This is a genomic window from Caballeronia sp. LZ028 (assembly GCF_031451415.1).
GTDB classification, from domain to species: Bacteria; Pseudomonadota; Gammaproteobacteria; order Burkholderiales; family Burkholderiaceae; genus Caballeronia; species Caballeronia zhejiangensis.
This window is the reverse complement of record NZ_JARUXN010000004.1, coordinates 151077-169864: the sequence shown is the minus strand read 5'-3', so window position 1 is coordinate 169864 and position 18788 is coordinate 151077. Positions and strand designations below refer to the sequence as shown.

Genomic DNA, 18788 nt, shown 5'->3' with positions numbered 1-18788 from the left:
CACCCTGTATCGATGAATCTCAAGGCAAAGATCTTCCTGCTCGCGATCGTGCCGTTCGCGCTTGCGATCGGCGGCATCACCTACGGCGTGCGCCAGCAGGCGCAAGCGCTCGCAGCAGCGCAGCACGACACGACGCAGGCCGCGTACCTGTCGAGCAAGGAGATCGAACTGCGCCATTACGTCGAGATTGCGACGAGCGCGATCGCGCCTTATTACGACGCACCCGCCGACGATCCGCGCAGCGACGACGAACGCCGCCGCCTCGCGCTCGACGCGCTTCAACGTCTCGACTTCGGGCAGGACGGCTACTTTTTCGTCTACACGATGCGCGGCACGTCGCTGATGCATCCGCGCCAGCCGGATCTCGTCGGACGCGATCTCTGGCTCATGCGCGATCCGAACGGCGCGCTGACCATCCAGGAGCTGATTCAACAGGCGTCGAAAGGCGGCGGCTATGTGCGCTACGTGTGGCGACGTCCGTCGACCGGACTGATCGCGCCGAAGCTCGGCTATGTCGTGCCGCTCGAACGCTGGGGCTGGATGATGGGCACGGGCATCTATCTGGAAGATGTCGAGACGACGCTCGCGCGCATCGATTCGCAGGCAGCCGGGAATATCCGCCGCACGCTCATGTGGATCGGCGCGATCGCGCTTTTCGGGCTCGCGATCATCGCGGTGTGCGGCGCGGTGCTCAACATCAGCGAGCACCGCAGCGCGGACGCGAAGTTGAAGCGCCTCGCGCGGCAAGTCGTCGATTCGCAGGAACAGGAACGCGCGCGGCTATCGCGCGAATTGCACGACGGCATCAGCCAGATGCTCGTCTCCGTGAAGCTGCTGCTCGAATCGGCGCTGGCGCGTTTCGAACGGAGCGCGGCGCGCGAACCGACCGCCGAAGCCGCGCTCGCGACGAGCCTCGGACGCCTTTCCGGCACGCTGCGCGAAGTGCGCCGCATCTCGCACGCGCTGCGTCCCGCGATGCTCGACGATCTCGGCCTCGCCGCCGCGCTCGAACAGCTCGCGCGCGAATTCGACGGACAGGACGGCCCCGAAGTGCGCTTCGAAGCGACCGCCGAGGGCAAGCCTTGTGCACCGCAACGCGCGACGCTGCCCGATCCCGTCAATACCGTGCTCTTCCGCATCGCGCAGGAAGCGCTGACCAACGTCGCGCGGCACGCGCAGGCTTCGCGCGCGGCGGTCACGCTCGATATCGCGACGCACGCCGTCACGCTCGACATCACCGACAACGGCCGGGGCTTCGACGCGCACGACGCGTTTTCCGATCCGGCGAGCGGCATCGGCCTGCGCAACATGCGCGAGCGGCTCGACACGCTCGGCGGCACGCTCGCGATCGACTCGCAGCCGGGCCGCACGTCTATCGTGGCGCGCGTACCGCTGCCGCTCGCCGCACCGAATCTTCAAGGACATACCGATGAGCGCTGAAATTGCCCGCATCATTCTGGTCGACGACCATCCGCTCGTGCGCGACGGCTTGCGCGCGCGGCTCGACTCCGTGCCGCATCTGCGCGTGATCGGCGAGGCCGGCAACGCGAAGGAAGCGCTCGCGCTCGCCGCCGACGAAGCGAATCCGCCCGATCTCGCGCTAATGGACGTCGGCATGGCCGGCATGAGCGGAATCGAACTCGCGGCGCTGTTCCACGAGCGGCATCCGGGTATCCGCGTGCTGATGCTGTCGATGCACGACAACGTGGAATACGTGAAGCAGGCGGTGCGCGCGGGCGCGAGCGGCTACGTGCTGAAGGATTCGCCCGCCGCCGAGATCATTCAGGCGATCGGCGCGGTGCTCGCCGGCAAGACGTTTTTCAGTGCCGGGCTGGCCGCGCGCATGATCCAGGCACAGTCGATGCAGACGCCGCTCGAACGCCTGACGCCGCGCGAACTCGACATTCTGGATGCGCTCGCCGAAGGCTTATCGAGCAAGCAGATTGCGCAGCAGCATGGGCTGTCGGTGCGGACGGTGGAAACGCATCGACAGAACATGAAGCGCAAACTGGATATCGACGGACAGGCCGAACTCATCAAATTCGCGGTGGAGCACCGCCGCACCTGAATCCCGGCCCGGCCTGACAGAGAGCGATCAGCCCGCGGAACGGGCGTTATGCTCGGAAAGGAACTTGATGAGACCGTCGACGCCGCCCTTTTGCAGCTGACCGACGAATTGTTGCTGATAGACCTGGATGAGCCATGCGCCCATCATGTCGATGTCGTAGATTTTCCAGCCCTGCGGTGTCTTCTGCAGGCGATAGCGCACCGGATTGTCGCCGCCCGTGGAAATGACATGTGATTCGACGACGGTGTCCTTCGCGTTGGCGTCGACGTTGGGCGCGTCGAACTTGAAGGTCACGTCCTGATCGCGGAGCTGCGCGAGCGATGCCGCGTAGGTGCGGACCAGCAGCGTCTGGAACTGGTCGTAAAGCTGCTTCTGCTGCTCGGGCGTGGCGGTCGCCCACGCCTTGCCGACCGCGATGCGCGTCGTGCGCTGGAAGTCGGTGGCGGGCAGGAAACGCGTCTCGACGAGTTGCGTGATCTTCGCCATGTCGCCGCCGCGCGCCTGCGGGTCGGCCTTCATGGCCTTGACCGTGCCTTCGACGGCATTCTTGACGACGGCATCGGGACTCGTTTGTGCGAATGCCTCGCCTGTGAAAGACATCGAGGCAAGGAGGAAAGCGAAGCAAATAGACAGATAGCGTTTCATGGCACCCGTTCTCTAATCAGGTTTGGTGGCGCGGGTAGTGCGGCCTTCGGACGTTGCAGGAGCGGCCAGGCGGCTGCGAGTCAGTATATCGACACCTTGCCAGCGTAACAGTTCAAGGACGGACCGTTCAGTGCGCCCGGTATACTTGCGCGGCATCATGCGATTCACGCGCTCGCGCGCGCAAAAATAACAGGCACTCCAGGTAACGTCTTCATGCTGACGTCCAACATTACTCGCTTCGTCACCCTCGCCATTCGCCGGCCGGCGTGGATTATCGCCGTTTCGCTGCTGCTCGGCGTGCTGTCCACGATTTATGTCGTCCATCACTTCAAGATCAGCACCGACGTCAGCCAGCTGATCGAGACGGAGCCGGAGTGGGCCGCGCGCAGCAAGGCCATCGAGGAAGCGTTTCCGCAGCGCGGCGCGGCATTGCTGATCGTCGTTCAGGCGCCCGCGCAGGAATTCGCCGATGCCGCCGCAAGCGCGCTCGCCGCCGCGCTCGCGAAAGAGCCGGAGCGCTTCAGGTCGGTGTCGCAACCGGCGGGCGGCGAGTTCTTCGAGCACAACGGACTGCTTTATCTCCCGACGGAGGAGGTCGAGCAGGTCACGAAACAGCTCGTGCAGGCGCGTCCGCTCATCAATACGCTCGCGCACGACCCGACGCTCACCGGCCTCGCGCAGACGCTCAACACCACGCTCAACCTGCCGCTGACGCTCGGACAGGTCAATCTCGGCCAGATGGCCGGCTTGCTCGGCAAGAGCGCGACCGTGCTCGATCGCGTGCTGGCGAATCAGCCGGCGGCGTTCTCATGGCGCGGCCTCGCGGATTCGTCGCCGAACGATGCGCCCGGGCGCGCGTTTGTCACCGTGTTGCCGGAGTTGAACTTCAACGCGCTGAAGGCGGCGGCGGGCACCTCGGAAGAGATTCGCGCGAAGGCGGCGGAACTCGGCATCGACAAGAAGTACGGCGCGACGCTGCATCTGACGGGCGCGCAGCCGCTCGCCGACGAAGAGTTCGCGTCCGTGCAGGACGGCGCCGTGCTCAACGGCGTGCTGACCTTCCTCGTCGTGCTGATGATCCTCTGGGTCGCGCTGCGTTCGAAGCGCATGATCCTCGCGGTGTTCATCACGCTTTTCGTCGGGCTCGCGATCACGGCGGCGCTCGGACTCATGATGGTCCACGCGCTCAACATGATCTCGGTCGCGTTCATGGTGCTCTTCGTCGGACTCGGCGTGGACTTCGGCATCCAGTTCGGCGTGAAGTATCGCGAAGAGCGCTACAAGCACAAGCGGCTCGATGTGTCGCTGGCGGAAACCGCGCGCCATGTCGCGGTGCCGCTCACGCTCGCCGCCGCCGCGACCGCCGCGAGCTTCTTCTCGTTTCTGCCGACCGCGTATCGCGGCGTGTCGGAGCTGGGGCTGATCGCGGGCGTCGGCATGTTCGTCGCGTATGCCACCAACATGACGCTGCTGCCCGCGCTCATCAAGGTGTTCGCGCCGCCGGGCGAAGCGCAATCGCCGGGCTTTCCGATTCTTGCGCCCGTCGACGAGTTCCTCGACAGGCATCGCAAGCCGGTGCTGATTGGCACGCTCGTCATCGTGATCGGCGCGCTGCCGCTGCTCTTCAATCTGCGATTCGACTTCAATCCGCTGCATCTGAAGGATCCGCACACCGAGTCGATGGCGACGCTCATCTCGCTGCAGGACTCGCCGGAAGGCGCGGTGAACGACGTCGCCGTGCTCGCGCCCTCGCTCGCCGATGCGGATGCCATCGCCGCGAAGCTGAAGAAGCTGCCGGAAGTCGGCAGCGCCACGACGCTCTCGTCGCTCATTCCCGGCGATCAGCCGAAGAAGCTCGAACTGATCGAGGCCGCCGCCGATCAGCTTTTGCCCGCGCTCGATCAGCAGACGGCCTCGCCCGTGACGGACGCCGTGCGCGTGGCGGCGTTGAAGCGCGTATCGAGCCAGCTCTCGCTCGCCGCCGACGAGCATCCCGGTCCGGGCGATAAGGAAGCGAAGCATCTGTCCGAAACGCTCGCGAAGCTGGCGCAAGCCGACGCCGCGACGCGCGATCGCGCCGAGCATGCGATGGCCGAGCCGCTGCGTATCGCGCTCGCGCAATTGCGCGCGCTGCTCACGCCGGCGGAGATCACGCGCGAAACGCTGCCGCCGCACATGGTCGCGTCGTTCGTGACGCCGAACGGCCAGGCGCTCGTCGATGTCGCGCCGAAGATTCCGCCTGGCGTCGATCCCAACGACGACGCGCTGCTCGCGCACTTCGCCGATGCCGTGCAGAAAGCCGAGCCGAACGCGATCGGCGGGCCGATCTCCGTGCGTCATTCGGCGGAAACGATCATCAAAGCGTTCGAGCAGGCGGCGCTCTATTCGCTGATCGCGATCGCGGTGCTGCTGTGGATCGCGCTGCGCCGTTTTGGCGACGTTCTGAGAACTTTGGTACCGTTGCTCGTTTCCGCGATCGTCACGCTGGAATTGTGCGTCGTCTTCAGGATGCCGCTCAACTTCGCGAACATCATCGCGTTGCCGCTGATGCTGGGCGTCGGCGTCGCCTTCAAGATCTATTTCGTGATGGCGTGGCGTTCCGGCCAGACCCGGCTGCTTCAGTCCAGTCTCACGCATGCCGTTATGTTCAGTGCGGCCACGACCGCGACCGCATTCGGCAGCCTGTGGTTTTCCCATCATCCGGGCACGTCCAGCATGGGACGGCTGCTGGCGCTGTCGCTCTTTTGCACGCTGATCGGCGCGGTGGTCTTTCAGCCGGTATTGATGGGCAAGCCGCGCAAGGTGCGCGCGGCGGCGCGCGCGAAGCTCAGGGCGGCGCAACGACATGACAACCTAAGAGGAATTGAAGAATGAAGTCGGGATCGACGGCTTTGACCGCTCGTGCTGTGCGTAAATTGGGCTTGAGTCTCGCGATTGTGGGCGCGCTCGCGACGACGGGATGCGCGACCGGCCCGGATCGCAATCCGAAGGACCCGCTCGAACCGATGAACCGCAAGATCTTCACGTTCAACGACACGCTCGATACCTATGTCGCCAAGCCGGTCGCGCAGTTCTACGTCGATTACACGCCGAGCCCGTTCCGCACGGCCGTCAGCAACTTCTTCTCGAATCTCGGCGATTTCTCCAACTTCGCGAACAACCTGCTGCAGTTGAAGATCACCGATGCGACGCAAGATCTGATGCGTATCGCGATGAACTCGGTATTCGGCATCGGCGGTCTGATCGATATCGCATCGCCGGCGGGTCTGCCGAAGCATCATCAGGATTTCGGGCTGACGCTCGGGCACTACGGCATGCCATCGGGACCGTATTTGGTGCTGCCGCTGCTCGGCCCGAGCTCGTTCCGCGACTCGACGACGTGGCTCGTCGACTGGCGCGTGAATCCGTTGAGCTATTCCGATGCGGAGATTCGCTGGCCGCTCTTCGGCCTGAACTTCGTGAGCGCGCGGGCCGACCTGATCGGCGCGACCGATCTGCTTTCCGCTGCCGCCCTCGACAAATACGCGTTCGTGCGCGACGCGTATACGCAGCGGCGTCAGTATCTGCTGACGGGCGGCGGCGCGAGCTCGCTGCCCGACTACGGCGACGAAGGCGCATCGGCGCCCGAAGGCGCGAGCGCGCCGGGCGAAACCGGCGGCGGCAGCACGGAGCAAGGCTTGCCGACGTATGTGGATCCGGGCGCGGCGGCATCGCCGGCCGGTGGCGTCGGCGGGAAATCGCCTGCGCCGGAAGAGAATGCGCCGAAGACTCAGCCGTCGCCGAGTTCGAGCAAGGCGCAGGGATTGCCGCAGTACGACGATCCCGCAGCGCAGCCTGCGAAGTGACGAGCTCGTAAAACGAAACGGGCGCTTCGGCGCCCGTTTTCTCTTTAATGTGCGGCTTCTTCCGCGACTTCTTCGAGCAAGTCGTCGCCCGACACTTTCGGCGCTTCGACGACGCCCTGATCGCGGCGATAGGCTTCGAACAATTCATCCGCGTAGCGAATTTGCGTCCGGCCGTGCGGCGAGGGCTCGCCCTGTTCGTTCAGATTGACGAACACCATCTTCTCGACGGTCAGAATGCTTTTTCGCGTGATCTTGTTGCGCACTTCGGCGCGCAGTGTGATCGACGTGCGGCCGAATTGCGTCGCGGTGATGCCGAGTTCGATGATGTCGCCCTGCCGCGCCGAGCTCACGAAGTTGATTTCCGACATGAACTTGGTCACGACGCGCTGATTGCCCAGCTGCGAGATGGCGTAGATCGCGGCTTCTTCGTCGATCCAGCGCAACAGGCTGCCGCCGAAGAGCGTGCCGTTCGGGTTCAGGTCTTCGGGCTTGACCCATTTACGGGTGTGGAAATTCATTTGCGGTACCTCGCTTTCATTGCTGCGCGCGTCGCGGAGTTCCTGTAGACGCGCGCTCGATCAGGGTTTTCCCTGATTATACCGAGATGAGGGTTAACCCGCAGAAAGCAAGGGATGAGACCGAAGCGTTATGCCACCGCCAACGCCCGCGCCGATTCCATCGCGTGCCGCGCCTGCACGAGCGTCGCGCGGGCGGCGCGGGCATCGGATGCAAGGCGCAGAAGCGCGCCCAACTGCGCCGGATCGCGGACCAATTCGCGCAAAATCGGACCGATCGCCGTCGTGCCGTCATCGCGCAAACCGGCCGTCGCGGCGGTCGGCAACGTTCGCCACGCGGGATCGACCACGGCGCGGCACACTGCGAACGGCAAGCCGCGCGCCGTCGCGATGGCCCCGGCGATATGCGATTCCATATCGACGGCCAGCGCGCCCGTCGACGAATGCAGCGAGCGCTTTTCCGCCTCGGTCTTGACGGGCGCCGTGACGCCAGCCGTCTTGCCGCGCCGCGTGACGCGCTCGACGGGCGTGCCCGCGAACGCATCGACGATGCGCGCCGACCACGCCGCATCGGTATGCAGCTCGCCGAAAGGACCGCACACGCTGTCGGCGACGATCAGCGCGCCCGGCTTCAGATCCGGTGCGAGCCCGCCCGCCGTGCCGAAGCTGACGATCCCCGAACAGCCGCGCGTGAGCGCATCGGACAGCGCGCGCTCGAGCAGATCGGCGCGCGCCGCGAATACGACATCGACGCCGCGTCCACGCACGATCTTCGCCTCGAACGCCATGCCGGTCACGGCGACGACGGGCGCGTTCACATCGCCGCCGTCACGCGCGTGAGCCCGTCGCGCGTCAGATTGCGATAGCGCGCGAGCGCCCACAGCGGGAAGAACTTGCGATAGCCGTGGTATCGCAGATAGAACACGCGCGGAAAACCGGTCGCGGTGAAGCGCGTTTCATCCCACAGGCCGTGCTTTTGCTGCGTCTTCAGCAGATAGCCGACGCCGCGCGCGACCGCCGGATGCTCGACGAGACCGGCCGCCATCAGCCCGAGCAGCGCCCACGCCGTCTGCGACGCGGTGCTCGGCGCCTGCTCATAACCGCGATAGTCGAGCTTGTAGCTGTCGCCGTCCTCGCCCCAGCCGCCGTCGTCGTTCTGGATGCCGATGAGCCAGTCCGCCGCGCGCTTCATGCGCGTGTCCGTCGGCGCGACGCCCGCCGCGTTCAGCGCGGACATCGCCGACCAGGTGCCGTAGATGAAATTCATGCCCCAGCGCCCGTACCAGCTTCCGTCGCGCTCCTGATCTCGCACGATGTACTCGAACGCGCGACGCGCCGGCTCGCTGTTCAACGACGTCTCGCCGAGTTGCGCGAGCATCGACAGGCAGCGCGCGGAAACGTCGACGGTCGGCGGATCGAGCAGCGCGCCGTGATCCGAGAACGGGATGTTGTTCAGGTAAAACTGCGTGTTTTCGGGCTCGAACGCGCCCCAGCCGCCGTCGCTGCTCTGCATGCCGACGACCCATTCACGCGCGCGCGCAATCGACTCGCCGTACAACGCGGTGCCGTTTTCGCGATCGGCGCGTTCCATCGCCATCGCGACGACGGCGGTGTCGTCGACATCCGGATAGTGCGGGTTCGCGAACTGGAACGCCCAGCCGCCGGGCCGCACGTCCGGGCGGCGCGAAATCCAGTCGCCGCGCACGTCGAGAATCTGCAGCGGCACCAGCCAGTCGAGGCCGCGCCGGACCGCCGCGCGCGCCTTCGGCACGCCGGTTTCGAGCAGCGCGTGCGCCGCGAGCGACGTGTCCCACACCGGCGACAGACACGGCTGGCAATACGCTTCGCCGTCGTCGGCCGGGTCGATGACGAGCAGCTTGTCGAGCGACTTGCGCGCGATCGCGCGGTTCGGATGCTCGGGCGGATAGCCGAGCACGTCGTACATCATCACCGAGTTGGCCATCGCCGGGAAAATCGCGCCGAGGCCGTCCTCGCCGTTCAGCCGCTCGTCGACGAAACGCACGGCTTCATCGATCGCGCGTTCGCGGCCGGCTTTCGGCAGAAGCGGATCGGCGACGCGCAGAATCGAATCGACCACGCGGAAAAAGGCGAACCAGCCGCGGCTCTGGTGCCCGGCGCGCGACGGCATCCCGGTATTGACCGGCGGGTTCGTGAACACTTCGTCGATACGCACGCCGCGCGGATTGCGGGCGCGCGGGCGCTTGGCGTTGAGCACGAGCATCGGCACGATCACCGTGCGCGCCCAGTACGACACCTTCGACAGATGGAACGGGAACCACATCGGCAGACGCATGATCTCGACGGGCATCATCGGCACCGCGCGCCACGACACGACGCCGAACAGCGCGAGCAGGATACGGGTGAACACGTTCACTTTCTCCGCGCCGCCCGCGGCGAGGATTGCTGCGCGGGCGCGCTCCATGTGCGGTGCGTCGGGCGAATCGCCGATCATCTTCAGCGCGAAATACGCCTTCACGGTCGCGGAGACATCCATCGCGCCGTCGGTGAAAAGCGGCCAGCCGCCGTCCTCGCGCTGAATGCGGCGCAGATAGCGGCCGATCTTCGCTTCGAGCTTTTCGTCGGCGGTCTCGCCGAGATAGTGGACGAGCAGCACGTATTCGGCGGGAATCGTTGCGTCCGCTTCGAGTTCGTAGAGCCAGTAGCCTTCCGGATGTTGCGCCGCGAGCAGCGCATCGGTGGCGTGGTTGACGGCGGCGTCGAGCGGCGCGCCCGAAACCTGCGCGCCCACGGCCGAAAGGGATAAATCGTTCATCAGCGTTCCATCGATTGATTCAACAGCGCATTTGCGGCCTTCTGGCCGGAGCGGATCGCGCCTTCGATCGTCGCGGGCAGGCCGGTCGCCGTCCAGTCGCCCGCGAGCGTGAAATTGCGCCAGCGGGTGCGCGTGGCGGCCCGCAAGCCTTCCTGCGCCGGCACGGCGGCAAACGTCGCATGTTCATCGACGACGACTTGCCAGGGCGGCGTCGGCACGGCGGGCATCCGCACGGCCTTCGCCGCTTCGCGCCAGACCGCCTGCGCGAGCTCTTCGTGCGGCGTCGCGAGCCATTGGCCGGCGCTCGACAGCGTGACCGAGAGCCGTCCGTCGGCCGCGAAAAGCCGGTCCGACATGCCGTTGACGAGACACGTCAGCGGCTCGAAGCCCACGGGTGCATCGACGGCAAAATGCACGGTGACGATCGCGCGCGATGCGTCCGGCGCGCTCAAACCCGGCACGAGGCGCCGGGCCCCATCGGGCGGCACGGCGAGCACCACGCCGTCGCCCGGCGCGAGCGTCAGCGGGTCTGCGCCGTCGAAAGCGAGCGAGCTTACACGCTCCGTCGAATCCGTGCCGGATACCCCGACGGCCGCGACGCGCGAGCCGAGCCGGATCTCCGCGCCGCCGTACTGCAAGAGCCGCAGCGCGGGCTCGACGAACGCGTGCGACAACCCGCTTCTCGCGATGAGCGGACGGCACGCCTGGCCGCCTTGCGCGACGGTTTCGCGCAGCAGGCCGGCCGCGAGTTCCGCGCTCGCCTCGGACGGATCGGCGTTGAGCATCGCGCGCAAGAGCGGGCGCGCGAGCAGGTTCCATACGCGATCCTTGCGCCGCACGCATTCTTCGACCGTGCGGCCCGGTTTCGCCCACAGGAGCGGCAGAAACGGCAGGTAGTCGGCCGGCTGCGTGCCGGGCACGCGCGCGTCGGCATCGAAGATCCAGCGCGGCAGGCGTCCGGACGACATGCGGATCGTCCACGCGTCGCCGCTCGCGACATCGAAAAAAGGATAGTCGGGCTGCGTCGGGCCGATCAGCGTATCGGTTGCGCCGATCGCGCGCAGGTACGCCATCGTCGATTGGTAGCCCGAAAGCAGCAGATGATTGCCGTTGTCGAGCGTGACGCCGAGCTTCGTATCGAAGAAAGAGCGGCAGCGTCCGCCCGCGTGAGGCGCGGCGTCGAGCAGCACGACGCGCGCGCCGCGCCGTTGCGCCTCGACCGCGGCGGCAAGACCGGCGATGCCCGCTCCGACGACGAAAACCCGCCGGGACATCAGATCAGATTGCGCGCCACGATCCACAGCAGGCGCGAGCGCGGCGTCCGCACGCGCGTGCGCGGCAGGTCGAAACCGCGTTTGAGATTGGCGTCGAGCACGGTGCGATACGCCGCCGACATGATGCGCGGCGCGCGCACCTGCGATCGCGGCGAAGCCGCCATGATCGCGTCGGACTGCGCGTAGTGGCCCTTCGCGCGCTCGGCCAGCACGGCGCACACGCGCGGCAGGCGTGCGTCGCCGACGATGCTCGCCGGATCGCTCGTCGAAATGCCTTCGCGCGCGAGCAACTCGCGCGGCAGATACACGCGGCCGATTTCGGCGTCTTCGTCGATGTCGCGCAGGATGTTGGTGAGTTGCAGCGCGCGCCCGAGATGATGCGCGAGCCGCCGGCCGGCGTCCTCGTGCATCCCGAAGATCCTCACCGACAGCCGGCCGACGGCGCTCGCCACGCGGTCGCAATAGAGGTCGAGCGTGGCTTCGTCGGGTGCGACGATATCGCCGGCGGCGTCCATCGCCATGCCGTCGATCACGGCGTGGAAGTCGTCGCGGGAAAGCCGGAAAGCCTGGATGTGCTGCGTGAGCGCTTCGAGCGATTTCTTCGGCGCGCCGGCGTAGCACGCATCGATGTCCTCGCGCCACTGGTCGAGCGCGAGCGCGCGCTCGCGGCGCGGCAGCGTGCCTTCGTCGGCGATGTCGTCGACCGCGCGGCAGAACGCGTAAATCTGGTACATCGCGTCGCGCTGCGCAGCCGGAAGGATACGCATCGCGAGATAAAACGAGCTTCCCGACGACGTTTTCGCGGCGTCGGGGGCAGGATCGTCAGCGATGATGTTGGAAACGGCCAAGACGAACTCCGCTGTGGCGCCCCCACGGGCAAATTAAGAGATCGGGCGCCGGACCCGACGCGGCCCGGCGCGCGCGGAACCACCTGGCGCTGAGCGGGACGATCAAGGAAGAAAGCCGGCGCGAGCCGGCTGCGACTGCGCCGGAAGCGGCAAAGAGTATATCAATACTTTGCCCGATTGCGCCGGAGCCGCGCGGAGCATGGCGCGGCGCATCGGGCGCGGTTTCAGGGGCGGATTCAGGCGCGTTTTCAGGCAAATCCCACCGAGCGATTGCGCCCTTCGCGCTTGGCCGTGTAAAGCGCCGCATCCGCCTCGTTGATGAGCGCTTCGTACGACGACGTCACGCCGGTGCGCGCACGCGCCACGCCGACGCTCGCCGTCACGGGCACGCGCGCGTTCTGCACGTCGACGGGCGTCTCGCCGATCTCCCTCCGCACTTTCTCCGCTACGATCATCGCGTCGTCGAAATTCGTGCACGGCAAGAGCAGCGCGAATTCCTCGCCGCCAAAACGCCCGAACACGTCCTGGACGCGCACGGCCTTGGCGACGCGCTCGGCCATCACGCGCAGGACCGTATCGCCGACGAGGTGGCCGCGATCGTCGTTGATGCGTTTGAAATGGTCGAGGTCGAAGAGCAGCATCGACAGTTCGCCGCCGTAGCGATGCCAGCGCTGGAATTCGTCGCGCAATCGCAGCTCGAAATAGCGCCGGTTCGCGATGCCGGTCAAGCCGTCGCGGTCCGCGAATTCCTGCAGTTTCGCGACGGCTTCGTCCCGGGCGCGCTGCATCATGCTCGCGTGCGTCACGTCGGAAATCGTCACGCAGACGGCGCGCACGTCCCCCTCCAGCGTGAGCGGCATGAACGTGCAGTCCTGCTGCATGTAATCGACGCCGCCGGTGATCGGCCGGTCGTGGTCGAACTTGAAGAGATACGGGCGCTGCTCCCACGAACTGAACGCGAAGCTGCCGAGCTGGAACACGCTTTCGACCTTGCGCGTGAACCACACGCGCGGCAGTTCCGGAAAGCTCGCGAAAATCGATTTGCCGATCACTTGCTCGGCCGTCTTGCCGCTGTGGTCCTGCATGAAGCGGTTCCACATCAGCACGTTGAGGTCGCGATCGAGCACGAAGATGCCGAATCCGACACGCTCGATCACCAGTTCGCTCAGCAGATGGCGCAGGTCTTCCATTCGTCAGAGGCTCGACAGCAGCGCATCGAGCGCTTCGCTCAGATGCGCGATCGCGTCCTCGGCCATCAGCATCACGAGATGCGCGCGGAAACTGTGGTCTTCGAGCGCGAAATTCACTTCGAGCAGGAGCGCCGTCTTCCACGCGAGCATCGCGGGCTGAAAGACCTCGTCGAGCCCGATGTCCGAGCCGAGCATGCCGGGCGGCGAAAAAATCGGCGAACGGCCGAGGCGGTCGAGAATGCACGACACGCACGCGCCCATCAGCACCGTCGCGATATCGAAGACGAGCTCGGTGCGCGTCGTCGTCGTGTACGTGGACTTCGTGTAGGGATCGTCGACGAGCGCGCACAGCTGATCGACGCTGCCGCTCTTGCAGAGCACGATCGCCTCGCCCTTGATGTCCGAGCGGAAGCCCTGGCGCACGGCGGTGACGGTATCGGTGATGCCGGTCATCTCCGAAAGCGCCGCGGATGCCTCCGCCACGCTCACGACGCGCACGCGCGGCACCGACAGCTCGATGAACGTGCCGAGCAGCTTCGAAAGACGCGTCGCGGCCTGGCCCATCGCCATGTTGGCCACTTCCTGCAGCGCGTCGCGCTGATCTTCGTTGAGGGCGGTTTCAAGCATGGAGACCGTACTCCTTCAATACGGGGCGCAGCGCTTCGGGCGTCACCGGCTTCGGCAGGAAGGCGATCGCGCCGAGCGCGCGTACGCGTTCCTGGGCCATCGGCTGCACATCGGCGGATACCACAATCACGAACGTATTCAGATCTTCGTGCTGCAAGGCGTCGAGAACCTGATAGCCCGTCATGTCGGGCATCGTCAGATCGAGGAACATCACCGAGGCGCGGCCGGCCCGATAGTGCTCGAGCGCCTCGCGCCCGTTGGTCGCGTAGGAGATCTCGACGTCCCAGTCCGGGGGCAGCGCGCGCGTCAGCACCTTGCGCGCGAGCAGTGAATCATCGGCAATGACAATCGGCAACGGCATGGTCGGCAGGATCTTTTAGGCTGTTTTCGGGCGGAGAACGGTCGTGTCGACGGACACGGCGGGCTCTCGTATGGATTACGGCATCCGCGCAGCGATCTTTATAGCGATGTTCACGGAAGAACCGGCGTGAGCCCTTGGGCCCGGCGGGAATGCGGGCGCTGTCGGTGATGCAGGTCGGCGGCGATGAGCCAGGCGCGTCGCCTGTCGACGTCGGCGCGCCACGCGGCGGGCGGGCGCTGTGTAATCAGCGCGCGCCCAGTGCGCGATGGATGCTGGCTCTCGATCGGCGTCATGTTGCCTGCCCCGTGCGTGATCCGGAGATCCCGGACCTTGGCCTTTTTCTCCTCGCTCGGTCGCGCTGCCTGCCCGCATCTGCCGGGCAAGCGGTACTTCGCCCCGACGCGCGCCGGGAGGCTGCTTGTATTCCCCGGCCGACGCTCTCAGCGGCGTTTCGGATCGGAGGATTGCATTGTCTGATTATCAGAATGTCAAAGCAACTCGATGAGGCGCCAAGCGAGAATTAATATGATGAAATAAGGTTCGATACGGGTGAATTCTGCTCGATGTGTTCCGATGCGCTGTCAGTCCATGCTTTTGTGTACGTTTGCGCTTCCAAGAATCTCGCTAACTGCGCGCAGCGTGCAAGCTTCGTTCGACGGCCGGGAAGGCTGAATCGCGCCGATCCGGCATGCTTCGTGCGTCCTAGTTGCGGTTGCACCGTCCACGCCCGCTACCGCGTACCAAAGGTACGGGCCATGAGTAAGTTTTCCAATTCGCTGCCAAAATGACGCTGCAACGTGAGGAGTCCGACGCCGTTCCCGCCGCGCAGTCGTGGCAGGAGGAACCGCCTTTTCCGGTGGTGCCCGAGCGCAACTTCGCCGCGCAGCGCCTCACGCTCTACGCGTTGCTGGTCGCGGCGGTCGTGCTGCCGTGCGTGTACGTCGCCATCACCGCATACACCGATTACCACGCGCGCGTCGCCGACGCCTCCGATCTGGTCGCGCGCAACGCCCGCGTCGCGGAAGAACACGCGCTGAAAGTCTTCGATCTGAACGTGACGCTCAACGAGCGCATCGTCGATCTGCTCGACGGCCTCGACGCCGCCGCGATCCGGCGAGAAAGCGCCACGATCCATCAGCGCCTCAAGGCGATCAGCGGCTCCTATCAGCAAGTTGCGGCGGCATCCGTGTTCGGCGCCGACGGCAAGCTGCTCGCGACGAGCCGCATCTGGCCGACGCCCGACATCTCCGTTGCCGAGCGCGACGATTTCGGCGGCCTGCGCGCCGGCCAGAGCCAGCGGATTTCGCGCGTGATGGTCGGCCGCGTCGCCGGCGAGCAGGTGTTCAACACGGCGATCGCGCGGCGCACGCCGGCGGGCGCGTTCGACGGCATGGTGACGATCGCGCTGCGCCCATCGTATTTCAGCGCGTTCTATCGCGAGCTGATCGGCGATAACCCGAGCGTGTCGCTCGGTCTGACGCGCGCGGACGGCGAAGTGCTCGCGTGGTATCCGCCGCGCCCGGCCGATCGCATGGCGCTCGCGGCCAGCTCGCCGCTGCGCGAGGCGTACCGCGCGGGCGGCCGAAGCGGCGTCGTCAGGATGGTTTCGGGGCTGGACGATCAGCTGAAGATCGTCGCGTTCCGGCGCGTCGGCGGGTATCCGGCCTATGTATCGAGCGGCTATCCGATCGCGACGATCTGGTCGGCATGGTGGAAGCATCTGAGCGTGCTCGCGCTCTCGATCTTCGCGCCGTGCGTCGTGCTGTGGGGCGTAATCGCGCAGTCGTTGCGGCGCCTCGCGACCGAAGAGGAAGCATGGGAGCGCTGGCAGGCCGAAGCGTCGATGCGCCGCTCGATCGAATCGGCGTATCGGCAGGCGCGCAAGATGGAGGCGCTCGGCAATCTCGTCGGCAGCGTCGCGCACGACTTCAACAATCTGCTGATGATCGTCTCGACCAACGTGCAGATCGCGCGGCGGCGCGGCGCGCCCGGCCTCGATCGCGAACTCACGGCGATGGAACGCGCGCTGAAAAGCGGCCAGTCGCTCACGCGGCAACTGCTCGGCGTCGCGCGCAAGCAGCCGTTGCGCAGCGAGATCATCGCGATCGGCAAATGGGTGCCGGCGGGGCGCGAGTTGCTGCGCGCATCGCTCGGTGCGAAGGTGGCGCTCAGCGTCGAAGTCGCGCCGGAGGTGTGGGCGATCCGCGTCGATCCGGCGGAACTGGAGCTCGCGCTCATCAACGTCGCGGTGAACGCGCGCGACGCGATGCCCAACGGCGGCACCTTCACCGTGCGCGCCGGCAACGTGCGCTTTCGCCACGAGGAAGGCTTTCCGATCACCGGCGAATTCGTGCAGATCACGCTCGAAGACAACGGCTTCGGCATGAGCGCCGAAGTGCTCGGGCGCGCGTTCGAACCGCTTTTCACGACCAAGCCGAAAGGCATGGGCACGGGCCTCGGCCTGCCGCAGGTGTTCGCGTTCTGCGAGCGCGCGGGCGGGCTCGCGACCATCGACAGCGCGATCGGCGCGGGCACCGCCGTGCGTCTGTACCTGCCGCGCGCGACGGCGGCGGCGCCCGGCGCGGCCGCGAAGCACGAACAAGCGGCGTCGCAGGAAGCGGACGGCTTGCGCGTGCTGCTCGTCGAGGACAACGAGGAAGTCGCCGCCGGCACCGAAGCGCTGCTCACGATGATGGGCCACCACGTCACCTACCTCTTCAACGCCGATGCCGCCGCGACGATGCTCGAAGCCGCGCGCGCCGACGCATCGGCCGGTTTTCCGTTCGATGTCGTGCTCTCCGACATTCACATGCCGGGGCAGATGAACGGCATCGATCTCGCCGAAATGATGCAGCGCTTTCACCCGCGCATTCCGGTGATCCTCGTCACGGGTTACGCGGAAGAGCTCGACCGCGCGCGGCAGGTCGGCGCGCGCGTGCTGTCCAAGCCGTTCGACATCGCGCTGCTCGACGCGCTCCTGCGCGCGATCCGCGACGGCGCGACGCCTTCCGATCTGCGCGCGGCGCGTTCGGTCGATCGCTGAACCGCCCGCGCTGCAATCGACTTTTGCACGCGCGTTTGTAAAAGCGCCGGCTCCTTTTCCCGCGCCGTGCCGCTCGCGCCGGTTCACGCGCATCCGGCACGCGAGTTGCGTGAATGCCGACATGCGCGGCGACCGACGTCGCCGATTTTCGGAATTCGCCCATCCGCAGGAGGCGTACATGCGACACACCGTCATCGGAGTTTTCGACACCTATGCGCAGGCCGAGGACGCGCGCTCGGCCCTGATCGCCGCCGGCTTCCTGCGCGCGGATATCGAACTGCAGGCCAATCCCAAGCGCGACGATGCAGCCGCGCCGTCCGACATGCCCGATGCCGTCACGCATCAGGAGCCGGGCGTGCTCGCCAACATCGAGCGCTTCTTCAGCATGCTCTTCGGCGGACGCGATCAGCCGCCGGAAGTCGCGCACTATTCCGAGGCCGTGCGGCGCGGTGCGATCCTCGTCGCCGTCGAAACGCCGAGCGTCGAGCAAGCCGACATCGCGCGCGCGACGCTGTCCGATCAGGGCGCGATCGATATCGATGAACGCGCGGCAAGCTGGACGACGCTCGAACACGGCACGTCCGCGGCGGCCGCCGATGACCGCGATCATTCGGTGCTCGACGAACTGGGCCTCGGACGCGGCAGCGCGGTGCCGGGACGCGAGCCGGTGAACGATCCCGACCAGACGCCGTCGCGTGCGCGGGCTTATCCGCACGCCGATGTCGGCGATCCGGCCGCGCTGACGCCGCGCGATTACGTCAGCGATCCCGCCGACGATCCGCTGATGCCGCGCGGCGGCATGTCGCAATCGCAGTCCCAATCCCAGTCGATGACGAGCGACGCCGAACGCACCGCCCGCGATCCGCTCGCCGGTCGCGACCCGGTCACGGGCCGGGATCCGTACGCGACGACCGGCGCCGATCCGCTCGCCGATCCGCTCGCCGATCCGCTCGCCGATCCGCTCGCGGCGCGCACCGAACTCGCGGGCGATTCGCTATCGGAGCGCGACGCCATCGCGGGCCGCGATCCGCTGCGCACGACCGGCGCGGTGCCGCCCGAGCGCGCTCCGTTGCCCGGCGTGCGTACCGACACGGCGTCCGAATGGCGCTCCGTCGAACCGTTGAGCCCGCTCGACGAACCCGCGACGCCGTCTCAGGCGGGCGCGGCGCGCGCGGCGGGATCGTCGCCCGATCCGGTTGCCGCTTCGGCGGGAACGCAGGCGGGCGGTCCGGTCGGACCCATCGGAAATCCGCAAAACGTGCCCAATGAATTCATGGAGTACGAAGACGACTTCCGCGCCGATTACGCATCGAAGTATTCGGCGACGGGCGAGCCTTACGAGGACTATCAGGGCGCGTATCGCTACGGCGCGACGCTCGGCAACGACGATCGATTCCGCAGCCGCACCTGGGACGATCAGATGGAATACGAAACGCGCCGCGACTGGGAGAGCAAGCACCCCGAAGGCGATACGTGGGAACGCTTCAAGGCGGCGATTCGTCACGGCTGGGATCGTGTGACAGGACATCATCACGTCTGAGTTCCGAGCCGCTCACGACAACGGCCCGCTTGCGCGGG

At 66.5% G+C, this 18788-nt stretch carries 15 protein-coding genes; 6 read left to right on the top strand and 9 right to left on the bottom strand.

The window, feature by feature from the left end; translation table 11 throughout:
• The first annotated feature begins 12 nt into the window (after window positions 1-12).
• A complete protein-coding gene (locus QCE58_RS23485; protein WP_250436190.1) occupies window positions 13-1440 on the top strand; it encodes a cache domain-containing protein in 1428 nt (475 codons plus the stop codon).
• Window positions 1430-2068, top strand: a complete 639-nt coding sequence (locus QCE58_RS23480) for a response regulator transcription factor (RefSeq protein ID WP_008354278.1) — start codon at window positions 1430-1432, stop codon at window positions 2066-2068. The genes QCE58_RS23485 and QCE58_RS23480 overlap by 11 nt, the downstream gene beginning before the upstream one ends.
• Before the next feature lie 27 nt (window positions 2069-2095).
• On the opposite strand, the gene QCE58_RS23475 is transcribed toward QCE58_RS23480, so the two are convergent.
• Window positions 2096-2713 (bottom strand): phospholipid-binding protein MlaC, encoded by a 618-nt coding sequence (locus tag QCE58_RS23475; protein WP_175982336.1) that lies wholly within the window; start codon window positions 2711-2713, stop codon window positions 2096-2098.
• Between the two features lie 213 nt (window positions 2714-2926).
• Between QCE58_RS23475 and QCE58_RS23470 the strand changes: the two genes are divergently transcribed.
• Both QCE58_RS23470 and QCE58_RS23465 read left to right on the top strand, forming a co-directional pair.
• Window positions 2927-5587, top strand: coding sequence for an MMPL family transporter (locus tag QCE58_RS23470; RefSeq protein WP_250521853.1), 2661 nt, complete (start codon window positions 2927-2929; stop codon window positions 5585-5587).
• Window positions 5584-6558, top strand: a complete 975-nt coding sequence (locus QCE58_RS23465; protein WP_175982338.1) for a VacJ family lipoprotein — start codon at window positions 5584-5586, stop codon at window positions 6556-6558. Before QCE58_RS23470 ends, QCE58_RS23465 begins: the two co-directional genes overlap by 4 nt.
• Before the next feature lie 44 nt (window positions 6559-6602).
• Here QCE58_RS23465 and QCE58_RS23460 read toward each other — a convergent pair whose 3' ends face one another.
• The 8 genes from QCE58_RS23460 to QCE58_RS23425 form a co-directional block, all read right to left on the bottom strand.
• Window positions 6603-7076 carry an acyl-CoA thioesterase gene (locus QCE58_RS23460; protein ID WP_008354273.1) on the bottom strand — a complete coding sequence of 158 codons (474 nt, stop codon included), beginning with the start codon at window positions 7074-7076 and terminating at the stop codon, window positions 6603-6605.
• A gap of 128 nt (window positions 7077-7204) precedes the next feature.
• Window positions 7205-7861: a phosphorylase gene (locus tag QCE58_RS23455; RefSeq protein WP_051079095.1), complete on the bottom strand. Its 657-nt coding sequence runs from the start codon at window positions 7859-7861 to the stop codon at window positions 7205-7207.
• A 26-nt stretch (window positions 7862-7887) separates the two neighbouring features.
• Entirely contained in the window at window positions 7888-9867 is a 1980-nt protein-coding gene (gene shc / locus QCE58_RS23450; protein ID WP_250440822.1) for a squalene--hopene cyclase, read from the bottom strand.
• Window positions 9867-11141 (bottom strand): hydroxysqualene dehydroxylase HpnE, encoded by a 1275-nt coding sequence (gene hpnE / locus QCE58_RS23445; RefSeq protein WP_250521854.1) that lies wholly within the window; start codon window positions 11139-11141, stop codon window positions 9867-9869. Before hpnE ends, shc begins: the two co-directional genes overlap by 1 nt.
• The gene (hpnD, locus tag QCE58_RS23440) at window positions 11141-11989 is read right to left on the bottom strand and encodes a presqualene diphosphate synthase HpnD (RefSeq protein ID WP_250436266.1); all 849 of its coding nucleotides are present in this window, start codon (window positions 11987-11989) and stop codon (window positions 11141-11143) included. The genes hpnE and hpnD overlap by 1 nt, the downstream gene beginning before the upstream one ends.
• Window positions 11990-12237: 248 nt before the next feature.
• Window positions 12238-13179: a diguanylate cyclase gene (locus tag QCE58_RS23435; RefSeq protein WP_008354268.1), complete on the bottom strand. Its 942-nt coding sequence runs from the start codon at window positions 13177-13179 to the stop codon at window positions 12238-12240.
• Window positions 13180-13182: 3 nt separating this feature from the next.
• Window positions 13183-13806 (bottom strand): chemotaxis protein CheC, encoded by a 624-nt coding sequence (locus QCE58_RS23430; protein ID WP_008354267.1) that lies wholly within the window; start codon window positions 13804-13806, stop codon window positions 13183-13185.
• A complete protein-coding gene (locus QCE58_RS23425) occupies window positions 13799-14167 on the bottom strand; it encodes a response regulator (protein WP_008354266.1) in 369 nt (122 codons plus the stop codon). The genes QCE58_RS23430 and QCE58_RS23425 overlap by 8 nt, the downstream gene beginning before the upstream one ends.
• 784 nt (window positions 14168-14951) lie before the next feature.
• Here QCE58_RS23425 and QCE58_RS23420 point away from each other — a divergent pair.
• Window positions 14952-17210, top strand: coding sequence for a hybrid sensor histidine kinase/response regulator (locus QCE58_RS23420; protein ID WP_250521855.1), 2259 nt, complete (start codon window positions 14952-14954; stop codon window positions 17208-17210).
• Window positions 17211-17388: 178 nt separating this feature from the next.
• Entirely contained in the window at window positions 17389-18750 is a 1362-nt protein-coding gene (locus QCE58_RS23415) for a hypothetical protein (RefSeq protein WP_250521856.1), read from the top strand.
• Window positions 18751-18788: the final 38 nt, after the last annotated feature.